Origin of the sequence: Dyadobacter soli (assembly GCF_900101885.1) — a bacterium.
GTDB classification, from domain to species: Bacteria; Bacteroidota; Bacteroidia; order Cytophagales; family Spirosomataceae; genus Dyadobacter; species Dyadobacter soli.
Genome location: NZ_FNAN01000018.1, coordinates 99,521 through 116,498, shown reverse-complemented (window position 1 = coordinate 116,498; position 16,978 = coordinate 99,521). Strand labels below are relative to the sequence as shown.

Annotated in this window: 13 protein-coding genes; 6 read left to right on the top strand and 7 right to left on the bottom strand. The window is 50.8% G+C overall.

Translation table 11 applies throughout. The annotated features are described in order from the left end of the window. From BLQ88_RS26950 to BLQ88_RS26930, 5 genes are all read right to left on the bottom strand, one after another. Nucleotides 1–666 carry a bifunctional 4-hydroxy-2-oxoglutarate aldolase/2-dehydro-3-deoxy-phosphogluconate aldolase gene (locus BLQ88_RS26950; RefSeq protein WP_090156113.1) on the bottom strand — a complete coding sequence of 222 codons (666 nt, stop codon included), beginning with the start codon at nt 664–666 and terminating at the stop codon, nt 1–3. 17 nt (nt 667–683) lie between these two features. After that, nucleotides 684–1,679 (bottom strand): sugar kinase, encoded by a 996-nt coding sequence (locus tag BLQ88_RS26945; RefSeq protein ID WP_090156112.1) that lies wholly within the window; start codon nt 1,677–1,679, stop codon nt 684–686. 154 nt (nt 1,680–1,833) lie between these two features. Further along, nucleotides 1,834–3,261 carry a glucuronate isomerase gene (uxaC, locus tag BLQ88_RS26940; RefSeq protein ID WP_090156111.1) on the bottom strand — a complete coding sequence of 476 codons (1,428 nt, stop codon included), beginning with the start codon at nt 3,259–3,261 and terminating at the stop codon, nt 1,834–1,836. Nucleotides 3,262–3,278: 17 nt separating this feature from the next. Further along, nucleotides 3,279–4,466 carry a mannonate dehydratase gene (gene uxuA / locus BLQ88_RS26935; RefSeq protein ID WP_090156110.1) on the bottom strand — a complete coding sequence of 396 codons (1,188 nt, stop codon included), beginning with the start codon at nt 4,464–4,466 and terminating at the stop codon, nt 3,279–3,281. Between the two features lie 14 nt (nt 4,467–4,480). After that, nucleotides 4,481–5,092, bottom strand: a complete 612-nt coding sequence (locus BLQ88_RS26930) for an RNA polymerase sigma-70 factor (RefSeq protein ID WP_090156109.1) — start codon at nt 5,090–5,092, stop codon at nt 4,481–4,483. Between the two features lie 281 nt (nt 5,093–5,373). Between BLQ88_RS26930 and BLQ88_RS26925 the strand changes: the two genes are divergently transcribed. Beyond that, complete coding sequence (locus BLQ88_RS26925) at nt 5,374–6,396, top strand: LacI family DNA-binding transcriptional regulator (RefSeq protein ID WP_090156108.1); 1,023 nt, start codon at nt 5,374–5,376, stop codon at nt 6,394–6,396. Between the two features lie 25 nt (nt 6,397–6,421). On the opposite strand, the gene BLQ88_RS26920 is transcribed toward BLQ88_RS26925, so the two are convergent. Beyond that, nucleotides 6,422–7,702 (bottom strand): DUF349 domain-containing protein, encoded by a 1,281-nt coding sequence (locus BLQ88_RS26920; protein ID WP_090156107.1) that lies wholly within the window; start codon nt 7,700–7,702, stop codon nt 6,422–6,424. Nucleotides 7,703–7,774: 72 nt separating this feature from the next. Here BLQ88_RS26920 and ettA point away from each other — a divergent pair, with 72 nt between their 5' ends. The 5 genes from ettA to BLQ88_RS26895 all read left to right on the top strand — a co-directional run bounded on the left by ettA (nt 7,775) and on the right by BLQ88_RS26895 (nt 15,765). After that, on the top strand, nt 7,775–9,442 hold the full coding sequence (gene ettA, locus BLQ88_RS26915) for an energy-dependent translational throttle protein EttA (protein ID WP_090156106.1): 1,668 nt from the start codon (nt 7,775–7,777) through the stop codon (nt 9,440–9,442). A gap of 365 nt (nt 9,443–9,807) precedes the next feature. Continuing rightward, entirely contained in the window at nt 9,808–12,075 is a 2,268-nt protein-coding gene (locus tag BLQ88_RS26910) for a T9SS type A sorting domain-containing protein (protein WP_090156105.1), read from the top strand. A gap of 71 nt (nt 12,076–12,146) precedes the next feature. Next, nucleotides 12,147–13,529 carry a UDP-N-acetylmuramate--L-alanine ligase gene (locus BLQ88_RS26905; protein ID WP_090156104.1) on the top strand — a complete coding sequence of 461 codons (1,383 nt, stop codon included), beginning with the start codon at nt 12,147–12,149 and terminating at the stop codon, nt 13,527–13,529. 42 nt (nt 13,530–13,571) lie between these two features. Continuing rightward, nucleotides 13,572–14,168: an LOG family protein gene (locus tag BLQ88_RS26900; protein WP_090156103.1), complete on the top strand. Its 597-nt coding sequence runs from the start codon at nt 13,572–13,574 to the stop codon at nt 14,166–14,168. A 16-nt stretch (nt 14,169–14,184) separates the two neighbouring features. Further along, entirely contained in the window at nt 14,185–15,765 is a 1,581-nt protein-coding gene (locus BLQ88_RS26895) for an OmpA family protein (RefSeq protein WP_090156102.1), read from the top strand. On the opposite strand, the gene BLQ88_RS26890 is transcribed toward BLQ88_RS26895, so the two are convergent. Further along, entirely contained in the window at nt 15,746–16,945 is a 1,200-nt protein-coding gene (locus BLQ88_RS26890; protein ID WP_090156101.1) for an acyltransferase family protein, read from the bottom strand. The genes BLQ88_RS26895 and BLQ88_RS26890 overlap by 20 nt on opposite strands. Between the last annotated feature and the right edge of the window lie 33 nt (nt 16,946–16,978).

Genomic DNA, 16,978 nt, shown 5'->3' with positions numbered 1-16,978 from the left:
TCAGCTATTCGCCCTGAACTCCTTCACGAGCGCGATGCTTTCTGCTACTTTTTGTTCGATCCAGGGGTAATTGCCTTCCGCAATCGCTTCTTTAGGGAAGAGGTTTGAGCCTAGACCAACTGCATAGGCACCTGCGCTGAACCATTCGTTAATGCTTTCGCGCGTGGGCTGTACGCCGCCCGTTACCATGATCTTCACATTAGGCATAGGCCCACGAATGGCTCTTACAAATTTAGAACCTACTACTTCGCCCGGGAAAAGCTTGACCACTTCCGCACCCGCTTGCTGCGCATTGTAAATTTCAGTCAATGTGGAAATACCGGGGATCCAGGGGATACCGGCTTTCAGGCAAGCTGCGCCTACTGCCGGATTGAGGCAGGGCGTTACGATGAAATCGGTGCCGGCGTCGATGAATTTTTGTGCGGTTTCCGCGTCGTAAATGGTACCGATACCCAGTGAAAGGCCGGGCAGGCTTTCCTTTACATAAGCCAGAAGCTCCGTAAATACATTGTAAGCGTTATCACCGCGGTTGGTGAATTCGAATGCGCGTGCGCCTCCACGGTAAGCCGCATTGAGCACCTCTTTCGCGATTTCGATATCCGCATGATAGAACAACGGCACAATGCCGACTTCGTTCAATAATATCAGTGTTGTTTCTTTATCCATGATTGTTGGCCAGATTGCTAGCGTTTGATTCTTCCTGAGGTCTCTCCCTGACGGATCGCTTCCACTTCAGCGATTGTCGAGATCAGAGCGTCGCCTTCGATGGTATGCTTCAATGCGGAAGCGGCTACCCCGAATTCCAGCGCTTTTTGCTGATCGTCGAAAGTAATGAGGCCGTGGATAAGGCCGGCGATGAATGCGTCGCCGCCGCCTACGCGGTCGATGATCGGGTTAATCTCGATATCTTCCGTTTCGAGCACCTCTGTGCCGTTCCACAAAAACGCCCTCAGCAGGTTATGCGAAGCGCTGATCGACGTCCGTTTGGTATCCACCACGGTTTTCACCTGCGGGAAAGCCTTCTGTAAATTGACGCAGGATTCGACAAAATCGTTTCCGTCAATGTCAAAAATCTCCTTGATATTGATGCTGTTGGCAATCACAACGTCCGTTCCTGCTGTCAGTTCGGGCAGAATATCGGATGGTTTTTTACCGTATTTCCACAGGTTAGCACGGTAGAAAATGTCGCCTGAAACAGTAATGTTGCGTTTGCGTGCGGCTTTAATGCCGTCGAGCAATGCATCCGCAGCTTCCTGCGACAATGCTGGCGTAATGCCCGCCCAGTGAAACCATTTCGCGTCTTTCAGGATATTATCCCAATCGAGTTCTTTCGGGTCGATGGTCGCCAGCGATGAATTGGCGCGGTCGTACACGATCTGGCTGCCGCGCATGGCAGCGCCGGTTTCGAGGAAATACACGGCCATTCTCGGGCCTCCAAAAAGAATGTGCGACGTATCGACGCCGTGGAAATGCAGGTACTGAGCCGCCGCACGTCCGATGGGCGAGTCAGGGAAACGGGTAACATGCGCCGTGCTGTGTCCCCAATACGCCAATGCGGTCGAAACATTCGCTTCGCCACCGGCATACGTTACATTCAATTGACGGGCTTGTTCAAAACGGGAAAAACCAGGAGTGGAAAGCCGCATAAGCACTTCCCCGAAGGATACTATCTGAGCCATATTTTAAACTATTGCCCGTTTGCCAAAGAATGAACTCCCTGACGGGCCATTGAAAAATGATTACGCGCCAAAATTAAGTATTAACATTAAAATAGCCCACAACAAAAATGTCTGGGCTATTCATTTATTAGTGTATTTTAAATTCGGACTTTACTCAAAAACCAAAATATTTGTTGGCATTGTTGTAACTGATATCGGATACCAACTTGCCCAGCCACTGAATGTCGTTCGGCAACTCGCCGTCTTCGACATCCTGACCAATGAGGTTACACAAAATGCGACGGAAATATTCATGGCGCGGGTACGAAAGGAAGCTGCGCGAATCGGTGAGCATTCCCACGAAACGGCTCAGCAAGCCCATATTCGACAATGCATTCATCTGCCGCTCCATACCGTCCTTCTGATCGAGGAACCACCAGCCGGAACCGAACTGCATTTTGCCAGCCACTGTACCGTCGTTATAGTTACCCGTCATCGTCGCCAACACTTCGTTATCAGCAGGATTGAGGTTATACAGAATCGTTTTCGCCAGTTGATTGGTCGAATCGAGTTTATTCAAAAACTTGGAAAGCGCCTGCGCCTGGCTGTAATCGCCGATCGAATCCCAGCCGGTATCCGGGCCGAGTTCGCGGAGCATACGCTCGTTATTATTACGCAACGCACCGAGGTGGAACTGCTGCGTCCAGCCTTTTGCGTGATCCATTTTGGCCATTTCATACAACAGCACCGATTTGAATGCCAATGCTTGGCTTGCCGAAGGTTTATCGCCTCTCAATGCAACCGCAAATGCTTCACGCGCCGTAGCTTCATCGAATTCGGCATAAATATGCTCCAAACCGTGATCCGACAAGCGGCCACCCATCGATGCGAAGAAATCGTGACGGTTCTGGATCGCAGCAAGCAATGCATCGTAAGAAGTAATCTCACCGGTACCGGCTGCCTGCGCCAGTTTGGACAAATATTGTTTGAAATCGTCCGGCGAATCGATCAGCAGCATGGCCTTATCCGGGCGGAATGTCGGCAACACGCGGATATCGAAACCGTCTTCGCCGATTGCGCTATGGTAATTCAATGCGTCCGTAGGATCATCAGTCGTGCAGATTACCTTCACGTTCATGCGGGTAAGCAGGCTTTTTACCGAGTAGTCCGGCTGTTGCAGTTTGGCCGAGCATTCTTCGTAGATTTCCCTTGCGGTATCTTTATTTAAAAGAATATCAATGTCGAAATAGCGCAGCAGTTCGAGGTGCGTCCAGTGGTAAAGCGGATTGCGCATCGTGTATGGCACGGTGGCCGCCCACTGTTCAAACTTCTCCCAATCGCTCGCGTCGCCGGTGCAATAGCGCTCATTGATCCCATTGGCACGCATTGCCCGCCATTTGTAATGGTCGCCGTACAGCCATGCTTGCGTCAGATTCCCAAACTGCTTGTCTTCCGCGATCTGATCGGGCGGCAGGTGGCAGTGGTAATCGATAATCGGCATTTCCTTTGCATAATCATGGTAAAGGATACGCGCGGTTTCCGAACGGAGGAGAAAATCTTCGGAAATGAAGGTCTTTTGTACAGCGGTGCTAATCGTTTCCATTCTCTTTCTTGTTACAATCACAAACTTCTTTCAATGCCGTATTCGAGTCCGCGCAACTCGGCAAGCCCGCGCAGGCGACCGATGGCCGTGTAACCCGGGTTGGTCCGCTTCGTAGCCGACAGATCATCGAGCATACGGTGGCCATGATCAGGACGGAAAGGCATTCTCAAATCGGTTCTACCTTCATTTTCCCGCCTTTTCTGCTCCAATACCAATGCCCGCATGACCCCGTACATATCCACGTCGCCATCGAGGTGATCGGCCTCGTAAAAGCTGCCGTCGTGCTCGCGCTTGGTGGCACGCAGGTGGATGAAATGGATCCTGTTGCCCAGCCTGTCGACCATTCCGGCGAGGTCGTTATCCGGCCGTACGCCATAAGAGCCGGTACAAAAACAAATGCCATTCGCCTGCTTGTCATATGCTTTCAAAAGCATTTCCGCATCGGTCTCCGTACTTACCACGCGTGGCAAACCGAGGATCGGGTAAGGAGGGTCGTCCGGGTGGATCGCCAATTGGATTCCCGCCTCCTCCGCCACCGGCCCGATGGCCTGGATGAACTGATACAAATGCGTGCGCAATTCGAAATCGCCGATATGCTCGTAGGTCTTCAAAACTTTCCTGAATTGCTCCACTGTAAAGCTTTCTTCCGAACCCGGCAGACCCGCGATGATATTACGGACGAGCTTTTGCTTCTCTTCCTCCGACGCCGTGTCGAGCCAAATTTTCGCAGCACGCTTCTGGTCTTCGGTATACAGCGCTCCGGCCTCCGGCCTTTCTAAAAGATAAAGATCAAAAGCGGCGAACTGCGTTGCATCGAAACGCAAACCAGTTGAACCATCTTTCATCGGCGCATCCAGATCGGTACGCGTCCAGTCGAGAATGGGCATGAAATTGTAGCAGACGGTATCGATACCGCATTGTCCCAGGTTACGGAGCGACTGCTGGTAATTCAATATATGTTTTTCAAAATCACCGGACCGCGTTTTGATCGATTCGTGCACAGGCACGCTTTCCACGACCGACCACGTAAGGCCGGCGTCTTCGATCAGCTGCTTACGCGCCTGAATTTCTGATACTTCCCAAACTTCTCCATTGGGAATGTGATGTAATGCGGTGACGATTCCGGTTGCCCCGGCCTGACGGATATCCTGCAACGAAACAGGGTCGTTAGGGCCGAACCAACGCCAGGTTTGTTCTAATGCCATTGTAATTTAATGCTCTAAGCTACCAATCTATGCTCCGGCACGCGCTCGCGCAGGACTTTCAATGCGCGGCTCATTTGCGTTTCCACTGTTTTGACGGAAATTTCCAGACGCTCCGCAATATCGCGGTAGCGCAGGCCTTCCTCTCGGCTCAAACGGAAAATGAGCTGGCACTGGCGCGGCAATGCCTGGATACAATCTTCTATATGCTCGTAAAATTCGTTGTACGACAGCTCCTCGGCGGGCGAGAAATGGTCGGCGTGGTTCATATTCCACTGCACCGATTCCAGCGAATCCCGCTCATTCTGACGGTGGATACGCAGTTTCAGGTAATCCAGCGCCTGATTGCGCACAGCTCTGTAAATGTAAGCCTGAAATGAAGTATGCACTTCAATCTGCTCACGATTTTTCCAAAGTTTAACAAATACATCGGATACCACTTCCTCCGCGATCTCCCGCGTTACCACCACGCGCATTGCATAGTTGCAAAGCGATCGGTAATGACGTGTGAACAACTCGCGGAAGGCATTATAATCACCGTTAGTCACCACTTTCCCAAACAGGGTCTCCAGTATACTTTTCTGAGAACAGGCTGATGGTAATGTACTGGTAAGTGAGTTTGTCTCCATGTAAACTGAGCTAGGTTAATTATAGAAAATTTCCTGGAATTGTAGTGGTGTTTAGCCCTTTGTCTTCGTCGATGATTTACCTAGTTTAAACACTCAGTCGCTGATACACAAAAATAATTCTTGAAAAAAAGCAATAAATTTACGCAACCGTTCCCGGAACCGTTCCCATTCCCGCAATTTTTCCCGGAACTTTGTGCGAACATCAGTGACTTTGTGCAACATTGACCGTTAGGCTATTTCCGGGAATTTTTAGCAAGATTGTACTATTTCAATATACCCCTATGAAAAAGGTTTCTATCACCATCAAAGAGATTGCAAGGCAACTCGGCATTTCCAAATCGACCGTGTCGCGGGCGTTGCGCGACAGCAGCGAGATCAGCGAAGAAACCAAGCAAAAGGTGATAGACCTCGCCGAACAACTCAACTACTACCCCAACCCGATCGCGATCAGTTTACTCAAAAACCGCACGCAGACGATCGGAGTGATCGTACCGGACATTGCCAACCGTTTTTACTCGTCGGCGATCGGCGGCGTGGAGGATATTGCATACAGCCGTGGCTACCATACGATGATCTACCAAAGCCACGAACTCCTCGAACGCGAGCGCTCGGCAACGCGCCACATTGCATCGCGCCGTGTTGACGGCCTGGTAGTAGCCATTTCGAGCCAGTCCGAGAATATCGATCACTTCGCATCCTTGCAGGAACAGGGCATTCCCGTTGTGTTCTTCGACCGCGTGAGCGATGCCATGCACACGCATAAGGTGCGCGTGGACGACTACAAGGGCGCATTCGACGCGACGGAGCATTTGATCAAGCGTGGTTGCAGGCGCATTGCGCACATTGCCGGGCCGAAACCGGTATCTATTACACGTTTCCGTTTGGAAGGTTATAAGGATGCATTGCGGAAGTACGGGATCGATTTCCAGGAAGAATGGGTGCTGCATAGCGAGATCACCCAGGCAGGCGGTACCGAGCGTACCTACCAGCTCATGGCCCTCCGCGAGCGCCCGGATGCCATTTTCGGGGCCAGCGACCGCATTACCATGGGCATTCACTGGGCATTGCGGCAGCTCGGCTACAAAATGCCCGACGACGTGGCGGTAGTGGGCTTTTGCGACATTGCCATGTCGTCACTCCTCGACCCGCCGGTGAGCTCGGTCACGCAGCCGTCGTTCGAAATGGGCCAGCAGGCTACTTCACTGCTTTTGGACCTTATTGAAAGCAAAAATACCCCGGCCGAATTCGAGACCAGGGTATTGCAATCTAATTTGGTAATTAACAAGTCGTCTATGCGACACTAGCCGGTAAGACATTAGCCTGTGAGCGTCACCCGGTAATAGCTTTCAATTTTCTTTCAAATTCAATGAGGATACGCTCTTTCATCTGAACCTTGCGTTTCTGGATATTGATGCGGCCCACGGCTTGCTTATCCTGTTCGGGATCGCCGGTGGCGGTACGGTCAAATTCCAGCTGTGCAAATTCCAGGTCGCTTTTCTCGCGTTTGGTAAGCCATTCGAGCTCGCGGTATTTGGTACGGAGCTGCTCTTCGGGGCTTTTCATGTCGAAAGCAGGGTATTTGCGGCTGATCACGCGCGCCAGGTAGCTTAGCTCGAATATCTTGTCGCACACCATCCGGAATCGTTCCGCCAGTTCCTTGTCTGCCAGCTTGAACGGGATTTTGATTTCCTTCCATTTGCTGAGCAATGCTTTCGCTTCCTGCGATGCTTCGATAATATCCGGCGATCTCAAAAGTGTTTCCGCCTGGGCCAGCAATTTCTGCTGTTCTACAATGCGCGGGTCAATGCGTACTTTCGGTTCGATGCCTTTGGCTGCATTATACTTGTCGTAGAACAGTTTCAAAAAGTGACGGTAAGCCTTATTGACTTTGAAAAAGCGTTTTGGCGGAACTTCTCCGATATTGTTCCATGCATTCCGGACATCTCTCGCTTTGGCATAGGCTTCGTCGAGATCTTTGGCGTAACTAAGCGTTTTGGTGATTTTGATCAGCTTTTCGTATTCTTCTATACGATACTGGTTCAGTTTGTTTTGCTCGTCGAAATAATCGCGGCGGCGTTGGAAGAAATCATCCAGGATTTGCTGGAATGTAGTTTCAATTTCTTCCTGGTATTCCTTGTCGACCGGACCGGTGCGAATCCATTTGGCTTTGATTTCCTGGATCTGGTCCGTAGCGGTGGCGTAATCGGTAACAGCGGCGGCAACTTTGACGTCTTCGATCAGCGCGCGTTTGATTTCCAGGTTTTTCAGCTGGTTAACTTCAATAAGGCTTTTGAGGTATTCTTCCTTCTCTTCCAGCCTTCTCAGCAATGGCACAAAATCGCCCAACGCATCAAAACTTTTCAACTTGCGTTGTAACTGGATCAGTTTGGTAAGATAGGAGCCCTTATTAAGTGCTTCATCAATTTCGCGTTCCAGCTGCTCTACTTTGTTCAGGACAATGTTAAAACGATTCTTGAAATAATCAATCGCTTCCTGTTCAGTCCTTTTTACTTCTCCAATTTGCCGGTCGGGGAAATCCAGATACCCCTTTAAAAATACTTTGCTGTCCTTAACGTAGCCGTATTCATCATTCAATGTGGCATTTTCCATTCTTTCAATTTTTTTTATCTGCTAAGTGTAGGGATATATAACGATATTTGTTACGCACAAATTAAACAAAAAATGAGTAACGAAACCATTATTTTCTCAATGTCGGGGGTTAACAAAATCATTCCTCCCAACAGACATATTATTAAAAACATTTATTTATCCTTTTTCTATGGTGCCAAAATAGGCGTCCTCGGTCTGAACGGCTCCGGTAAGTCGACGCTCCTCCGCGTCATCGCCGGCATCGACAAAGACATTCAGGGTGAGGTAGTTTTCTCTCCCGGCTACTCCGTCGGAATGCTCGAACAGGAACCGAAACTGGATCCCAATAAGACCGTTCGCGAAGTTGTAGAAGAAGGTGTACAAGAAATTGTAAATCTATTGAAAGAATTCGACGAGATCAATGAGGCGTTCGGTGCAGAAGACGCAGATTTCGACAAATTGCTGGAAAGACAAGGCGAAGTGCAGGAAAAACTCGACGCATCCGATGCCTGGAACCTGGACAACCGTCTCGAAATCGCGATGGACGCCCTCCGCTGCCCACCTTCGGATACCTTGATCTCCACACTTTCGGGTGGTGAAAAACGACGGGTCGCGTTGTGCCGCCTCCTGCTGCGCCAGCCGGATGTGCTCTTGCTCGATGAACCTACCAACCACCTCGACGCCGAGTCGGTACTGTGGCTCGAAGAGCATTTAAGACAATATAAAGGAACGGTTATCGCCGTAACCCACGACCGCTACTTCCTCGACAACGTAGCCGGCTGGATCCTCGAACTCGACCGCGGCGAAGGTATTCCGTGGAAAGGCAATTACACTTCCTGGCTGGAACAGAAGCAGGAACGCCTGAAAAAAGAAGAAAAAACCGAATCGAAACGCCAGAAAACATTGCAGCGCGAGCTGGAATGGGTGCGTTTGGCGCCAAAAGCACGTCAGGCGAAATCCAAAGCGAGGCTGGGCGCTTACGAGAGATTGCTCAGCGAGGAAGGCAAAGAGAAGGAAGAGAAATTGGAGATCTTCATCCCGTCGGGCCCCCGGCTTGGGAACAAAGTCATCGAAGCGCATAATGTATCGATGGGCTTCGGCGACCGGTTGCTGTACGAAAACCTCAGCTTCGCATTGCCTCCGAACGGCATTGTAGGGATTATCGGACCGAACGGTGCGGGTAAAACCACGTTATTCAAACTCATTACCGGCCAGCTCAAACCGCTGACTGGCCATTTCGAAGTAGGTGAGACTGTGCAACTCGCCTATGTAGATCAGGAACACGACAATCTCGATCCGAACAAAACAGTGTACCAAAGCGTATCCGACGGCAACGACTGGATCATGCTCGCGGGCAAGCAGTCGAACGCCCGTGCGTACGTGAGCCGGTTCAACTTCGGCGGCGGCGATCAGGAGAAGAAAGTGGGAACGCTTTCAGGTGGTGAACGCAACCGCGTACACCTTGCCATGACATTGAAAGAAGGCGGTAATCTGTTGCTGCTCGATGAGCCTACCAACGATTTGGACGTGAACACTCTCCGTGCATTGGAAGAAGGTCTGGAAAATTTTGCAGGCTGTGCGGTGATCATCTCCCACGACCGCTGGTTCCTCGACCGCGTCGCGACGCACATTCTCGCATTCGAAGGCGATTCGCAGGTTTACTGGTTCGAAGGCAACTTCTCCGAATACGAAGAGAACCGCCGTAAAAGGCTTGGCAACGATGCTACTCCTACCCGTATCAAATACAAAAAGCTGGCGTAGCAACTGCCGAAATTTACCGTTTACTAAGTGCTTACCTACACAGGTGAGCACTTTTTTTGTGACCGCTTGTAGAATTTATTTTTAAATTTCCTTGAAAAATAGTTTTAATGCTCTACCTTTCTAACGCATTCAAACCATCCTTTATCAAGTTGACATTACTAAATAAATTGAACTGGTAGCCTGTTCAGGCACAAAAACTAAAATTCCTCTTCTGTTTCCATCTTGATTATCAGCAGAATTCTGCAACAGGCTGTACCAATCAGGGCAGTCACTGGGCAGTCAATAAACTTCTATGTCAATTATCGAATAAATTAATGCACCCCGCATACTCTGAAAAACCATAACCGCCCACGAACAAAAACTTTATGCGCTTCAACGGTCTGCCGCTGTCAACCACTCACTTACGTTTATTAACCATCGCATTTTTCGTCGCCCTGCTTCTTGGCAGTCCACCCAGGCTCCTGGCCCAGCGCGAACTGATCCTCAACACCACAGGCTACGGTTTCGACCGAACGGCGCCGAACGGTATCCACGTCGAGCAATGGCAGTACATTCTCAAATTTGCGAACCTTAAACACAACGGAAAGGACGCGAGCCCCACGGCCATCCGGCTGCACATTCAATGGGAGCATTACGAGCCCGCCCTCGGCGATTACCAGCGCGCGAAGATGGCCCAGGCCGTAAAAGCCATTCTGGACCTCAATCCGAATATGAAAGTCGCGCTGCATTTCTCCTACCTGCGGCCGGGTTACTGGAATGACAGCTTCCTTTCGAGCGTCGACGTTGCCCAGCTCTCCAATGGGTCGCTCATGCGCGAGGCCATTTCGAATACTACCCCGTCGGTATTTTCCGAGTATGCGACCGGCCGCTTCCTGGCGTTCGTGGACGATGCGCTTGCCCAGGTACAGCAGTATTCTTCGAGGATTTTGTATGTGGCGATGGGCAACAACGGCTCCGAAGAGTTTTATATGCCCAACAAAGTCATGAACTCCGTCAACTACGCCGGCATGTTCGAAGCGAAAGCGTTGCAGGCATGGCGCACCAGGTTTCTTCCGATACGGTTTCCGGGACAAACCAATGCTACCTGGGGCCGAAACTCCTATCCTATCGCCTCCGCCCCCCAGCCAACCGACGGAAATTACAATTCTGAAATGGGCCGCGACCTGCATCGCTTCGCGGCGTGGGGTTTACTGACACTTTTCAAGGATTTTTACGAAACCGTCAAAAACCGTAATTCTTCCATTAAGGTATTGCATTTCATCTCCGACGTAGGTTCCGTACAGGGCAACAACTGGCATTTGCACAGCAGCACTCTTCCGCTGGCGCTGGAACTGTCGGATGGCATCTACCACACCGACGGCACCAGCCAATGGGACCTTTGGAAGAAAATCATGGGAATCGATGTGATTAAGGGCACTTATCCCAACAAAATAGCAGGCCTGGAATTTGATCCGACCGACCTCGGCCAGCCCAGCGGGGGGCAGGGGCTCAATGGGGGCATTCCCTACGAATGGCTTCCCCGTGCCTACAAACACGGCGCCGATTACGTGCATATCGCCATGCATTTCAGCGATATTGAAATAGCTCAACTCGCACCCACACTCGCATTGTGCCGTGAGCAATACCTTAAACCATCCTATCAGCCACCTGCACGTGCCGAAGCGGTGACGGTCAATATTTTTCCGAACGTATTTACCGGAAACTTCCTTTTTGAAACCTGGAACCAGATCGGCGGTCAGAATTTCGGCCAGTCGGACCTTCAACCCAAATCCATCCGGATGACGGACACGGGCTATTGGGAAAACATCTGGGAGAGCGGCAATTACCTTCCGTGCTCGTTTTCGGTGAATGTCAACACCGCTCCCGCCAAGGTAGTGACAGGGGCGGCCGTGACGCTCAGCATTAATTGCCAGGGGCCGGAATGCAATGCCGCCAACTACGTGTGGAGCGGAGAGGGCGCCACCAACCAAACCGGTAGCTCGATCACGATCAATGCCCCCGACACACCCGGAAACTATAACTATACTGCCAAATCCACACGCAGCGGGTGCAGCGCCAAATCCTCATCGAAAGTGTTGCAGGTGGCCCGCGCATTGCCCGTGAAACTGATCGATTTTACGGCTGTAAAAGAAGGACGGCAGGCATTACTTGCCTGGTCGACATCCGAAGAGGTGAATAGCGAAAAATTTGACGTGGAGCGGAGCACCGATGGCAAAAAATGGGTGCAAATAGGCTCGCTTCCTGCGGGCGGCGATGTATTGAATGCCATTACCCGGTACAATTTTACGGACAGCGACCCATCGGCCGGCGAAAATCTCTATCGCCTGAAAATGATCGACCGCGACCGGACTTTCGCGTATAGCAAGATCGTAAACGTGAATTTCAAAACGATATCGGTCGCCAGCACTTATCCCAACCCGGCCAGCGACAGGCTAACCATCGAAGCGGGTGAATGGGAGAATGTCAAAACGGTAACGATCATCAACACGGCCGGTCAGGTGGTTTACAGCTCCGACGAGCCCCGGAAGGAAATCGATATTCAGGGTTTGCCCTCGGGCTCGTACGTGATCGGCCTTGTACGCGGGGATGGTGCGCAGGAAAATGTCAAGTTCGTGAAGGATGCCGGGAAATAGGACACAGCCGGGATTTGCCCAAAGGCCAATTCTTGCTAACTTTCGAACGGAATCAGTTTTTAGAATTGTCAATGAGTCAATCTTCATCTTTGCATAAAATACATTTCATTTCGATTGGCGGTAGTGTGATGCACAATCTGGCCATCGAACTACATTTAAAAGGGTTCATTGTGACCGGATCGGATGATGAAATCTATGAACCATCATCCAGCCGCCTGGCGCAATACGACCTGCTTCCGCCGGTTACGGGATGGTTTCCGGAGAAAATCACCACCGACCTGGAAGCTGTGATCCTCGGAATGCATGCCCGGCAGGATAACCCCGAGCTCGCGAGAGCGAAAGAGCTGGGGATCAAAGTGTATTCGTATCCCGAATATATTTTTGAGCAAAGCCACGACAAACAACGGGTGGTAATCGCCGGTAGTCATGGCAAAACGACCATTACTTCAATGGTTCTCCATGTTTTAAAATACAATAAAAGAAATTTCAACTACCTGGTAGGCGCTCAGATCGAAGGCTTCGATAATATGGTGAAGCTTTCTGCCAATGCCCCACTGATCGTGATCGAAGGCGACGAGTACTTTACGTCACCCATCGATCCTACGCCGAAATTCATCCATTACCAGCCGCATATCGCATTGATCAGCGGCATTGCCTGGGATCATTTCAATGTTTTCCCAACCTGGGAATCGTACGTCAAGCAATTTGAACTGCTGGCGGATTCACTACCGAAAGCGGGGGCTATCATTTTCGATGAAACGGACGATATGCTGGACGTCATCGGCCAGAAAGGCCGCCCGGATGTTTCCAGCACGCCTTATAATGTACATCCGCACCGGATCGAGGACAACCGCACGATATTGATCACCGCCGAACAGGGCGAAGTGCCGGTACTCGTTTTCGGAAGTCACAATATGAAGAATATCAGCGGCGCACGCGAGGTTTGCGAGCGGCTGGGTGTGACCGACGAACAGTTCTATGACGCGATCCGCACTTTCAAAGGTGCTTCGAAAAGGCTGGAATTACTTGGAATGAATGAAACCGTAAACGTATACCGCGATTTCGCCCATGCGCCTTCCAAAGTGGAAGCTACTACGAATGCGCTGAAAGAGCAGTTTCCGCAAAGAACGCTGGTAGCCTGCGCGGAGCTTCATACGTTCAGCAGCCTTAACAAAGGATTTTTATCCCAATACCGCCGCAAGCTGAAATCGGCTGACGTGGCAATTGTGTATTTCAATCCGGTAACGCTGGAACACAAGCGGCTCGAAAGCCTGTCGGAAGAAGATATCAGAACGGCATTCAAGCGCGACGATCTGAAAGTGTTTACCAACTCGGCAGACCTGGAAGCATTCCTGAAATCGCTGACCTGGAAAGATGCCAATTTGTTGCTGATGAGCTCCGGCACATTCGGCGACACCGATCTTAAAAAACTGGCCGCGGATATTCTGGCATAACCTGCCGGAATACGCGCCCTTCAAATTATATCCGACCATCCGATGCAATCCATAGTTGTATACTGCGGTTCAAACCCGGGAAAGAAAGCGATCTATGCCGAAGCCGCCTACGAATTGGGCGCAGCGTTGGCAAAGCAGAACATCAAACTGATTTATGGCGGCGGCAATATGGGCCTGATGGGCCGTGTGGCCGATGGCGCAATGGACAATGCCGGGTTTGTGACGGGTATCATCCCTAATTTCCTGGCTAAACTGGAAGTGGCGCACAAGACATTGTCGGAACTGCATTTCGTGGAAACAATGCACGAGCGCAAAGCCAAAATGGTGTCGATGTCCGACGGCGTAATAGCATTGCCTGGCGGCTACGGCACTTTGGACGAGCTCTTCGAAATCCTGACCTGGGCACAGCTCCGCATTTTCCACGGTCCCGTCGGGCTATTGAACGTCAACGGATTTTACGATCTCTTAATGCTGCAACTCGATAAAATGGTAGAAGAAGGCTTTTTGCGTGCCGATACCCGCACGCTTTTGGTGGTTGCGGAAGATCCGGCAACGCTCCTTGAAAAAATGGAGGCCTTCCGTTTGCAAAATGCGGAAAATAAGCCGCTGGACGGGTCGTTGTATGTAGATAAAAACTAGCCATCCTGTCAGAACAATGCGTGCATTCTGCCTATTAGCCATTACGGTCGCCACATCCATCTGCGCCTACGCACAGTTGGAAAATCTCGGAAAATCGGTCAATACCGAATACAACGAAATCAGTCCGATCATCTCGCCGGACGGGAAAACGATCTATTTTTCACGGGTAAGCCATCCGCAGAACACGCACGGGCCGAAAGGCAGCCAGGATATTTGGTTTTCAGAGCTCAAAAGCGACAAATGGACGCCGGCGCGGCGTTTGCCTACACCCCTCAACAAGGAAGACTACAATAGCCTTTACAGCATCACGCCCGACGGCAACACCCTGTTAATCAAGGGATCATACAAGAACGGCACCTATGAGACGCGGGGTTTTTCAACCAGTAAAAAAACAGCCCGCGGCTGGTCCGCTCCCAACAAGCTGGATATTCCGGGTTACACCAAACTCAGCAAAGGCCAGTTCGACTGCGGTTATCTTTCCAATGACGGCAAAACCCTGGTAATGTCGTTCAGCGAGAAGAAAAACAGCAAAGTCGACGATCTGTACGTGAGTTTCAAGCAAAAGGACGGTACTTGGTCCAAACCATTGAACCTGGGCGCTGAAATCAATACCGCGGATTTTACCGAAACCACCCCATTCCTCGCGCCGGATGGCGTGACGCTCTACTTTTCCAGCGACCGGAAAGGCGGGCAGGGCAGCAACGACATTTATTACAGCAAGCGGATCGACAAGTCGTGGAAAAGATGGAGCCGTCCGGTAAACCTCGGCCCGGCCATCAATACCGAAGGTTATGATGCCTATTATACCATTTCCGCATTGGGTGATTTTGCTTATATGGTTTCTTTCAAAGATACCGAAGGCAAAGGCGACATTGTCCGCTACAACCTGCAACCCAAAACTTCACCGGCCGATTCTACCGAAGCACCGGTGGCTGCTGTTGTACCACCGTCAGACCCGGTTGTGATGATCAGCGGAAAAGTGATCGATTCCAAAACCGGCAAACCTGTCGAAGCGACGATCGTTTATGAAGACCTCGCGACCGGCGAAGAAGTGGGTACCGCTACCACCAACCCTACCACGGGCGAATACAAACTCGTGCTGCCATACGGCAACAAGTACAGCTGGCGGGCAGTTGCGCCTAATTTTATTGCCGAAGGTGAAAATATCGACCTTACCGACTCGACTAATAATGGCAATAAAGGCTTCAAAGAAATCGCCAACAAATCGTTGAAACTAATCCCGATCGAGGAAGGGCAGATCGTGCGGCTAAACAATATCTTCTTCGCCACCGGAAAAGCGACGCTTCGTGAAGAATCTTTCCCCGAACTGAACCGCATTGCCATTTCGATGGAAGAAAACAAAACGCTTGCCATCGAACTCGGCGGGCATACCGACAATACCGGTAGCGCGGAATTCAACGTGACGCTGTCGCAGGCGCGGGCCGATACCGTTCGCGAGTATCTCATCGGCAAAGGCATCGAACCCGACCGCATCGCGAGCAAGGGTTACGGTGAAACCAAGCCTGTCGCTAAAAACGATACGCCCGAAGGCCAGCAGCAGAACCGCCGTGTGGAATTCAAGATATTGAAGAAATAGGCGCCACAGTTTCTCCGGCTTTCCGTCGTTTTACTGCTTTCATCCCAAATAATACCCGCAGGACGTTGCTCCGGCGGATCAGAAAATGGTATGTACCCAGGCATACCACGAATGTGGCTACGCATAGGTACACAAACTTCACAAACCAATGCACCGGCGCATTGATCAGCGGATAAGCCAGGCAAATTATCACTGTCTGGTGCAGGATGTAAAACGGGTACACCGCCTCGTTGGCATATTTCAGGAATGGATTGGTGAATTGAAGGTAAGTGTAGCCGTATCCAAAAAACGAGAGCAGAATGCACCACGCATTGGTGGTCTTGATAATGTCGTACACCAGCCATTCCGTCGCATTCATATCCCGGTCGACGGTCCAGTAGTAGGCATACAGCGCAATCGTCAGGGTGATCCAGATGCCTAAGGTAAGGCGGCGATGCTTTTGCAGCGTTTCCCAGAAGCGGGTTTGCGTACAAAGCACAAAACCCGTCACGAATAGTGTAAAATCGTGAAAATGCTCGTTCCAATCCCTCACCAGATTATGCGTGGTCGGAAATGGCTCCGATAGTAACATACTTCCTCCAACATGCCACAGCACCGGCAGGATTATCAACGCCCAGGGATTGGCGAAGAATGCCGCTACACGCTGCGTAAAGCCGACCGAGCGGCGGAGCAAAAGCAACAACGGAAGCCCCAGCAACGAATAGCAGAAAATATACACCAGATACCACAAATGGTGCCAACTGAAACTGCCCTGCGGATAGGGTACAAACTGGAATACTGTTTTGTAAAAATCTCCGTAACCATATGTTTGCCCTTGCGTAAGCCGCTCGAAGAATATCTGCGGCGGGACGATCACGAACATGCCGAAAGCCAGCGGTATGAAAATCCGTACGAAACGTTCTTTCAGAAAAGCAGCGGGTCCACGATTTCCTAGCGCGAAATAAACGCCCGCACCGGAGATCATGAATAGCAGCGACATTCTCCATTGGCTGCTGAACCGCATCGGCCATTCAACGGCGTGTGTGACGACATTGTTTTTAATGTGCCAGTCCCAGTGATTGAAAAACATCCCGACGTGGAAAAAGATCAGGATTGCGAATGCGATGACGCGGAGCCAGTCGAGGTCGTACCGGCGGATGTTGGTGGATGCGGGATGAAATTGATCGGGCTTTGTTTCCATGACGAATAGCTTTGAGTGATGCCCAAAACTAGC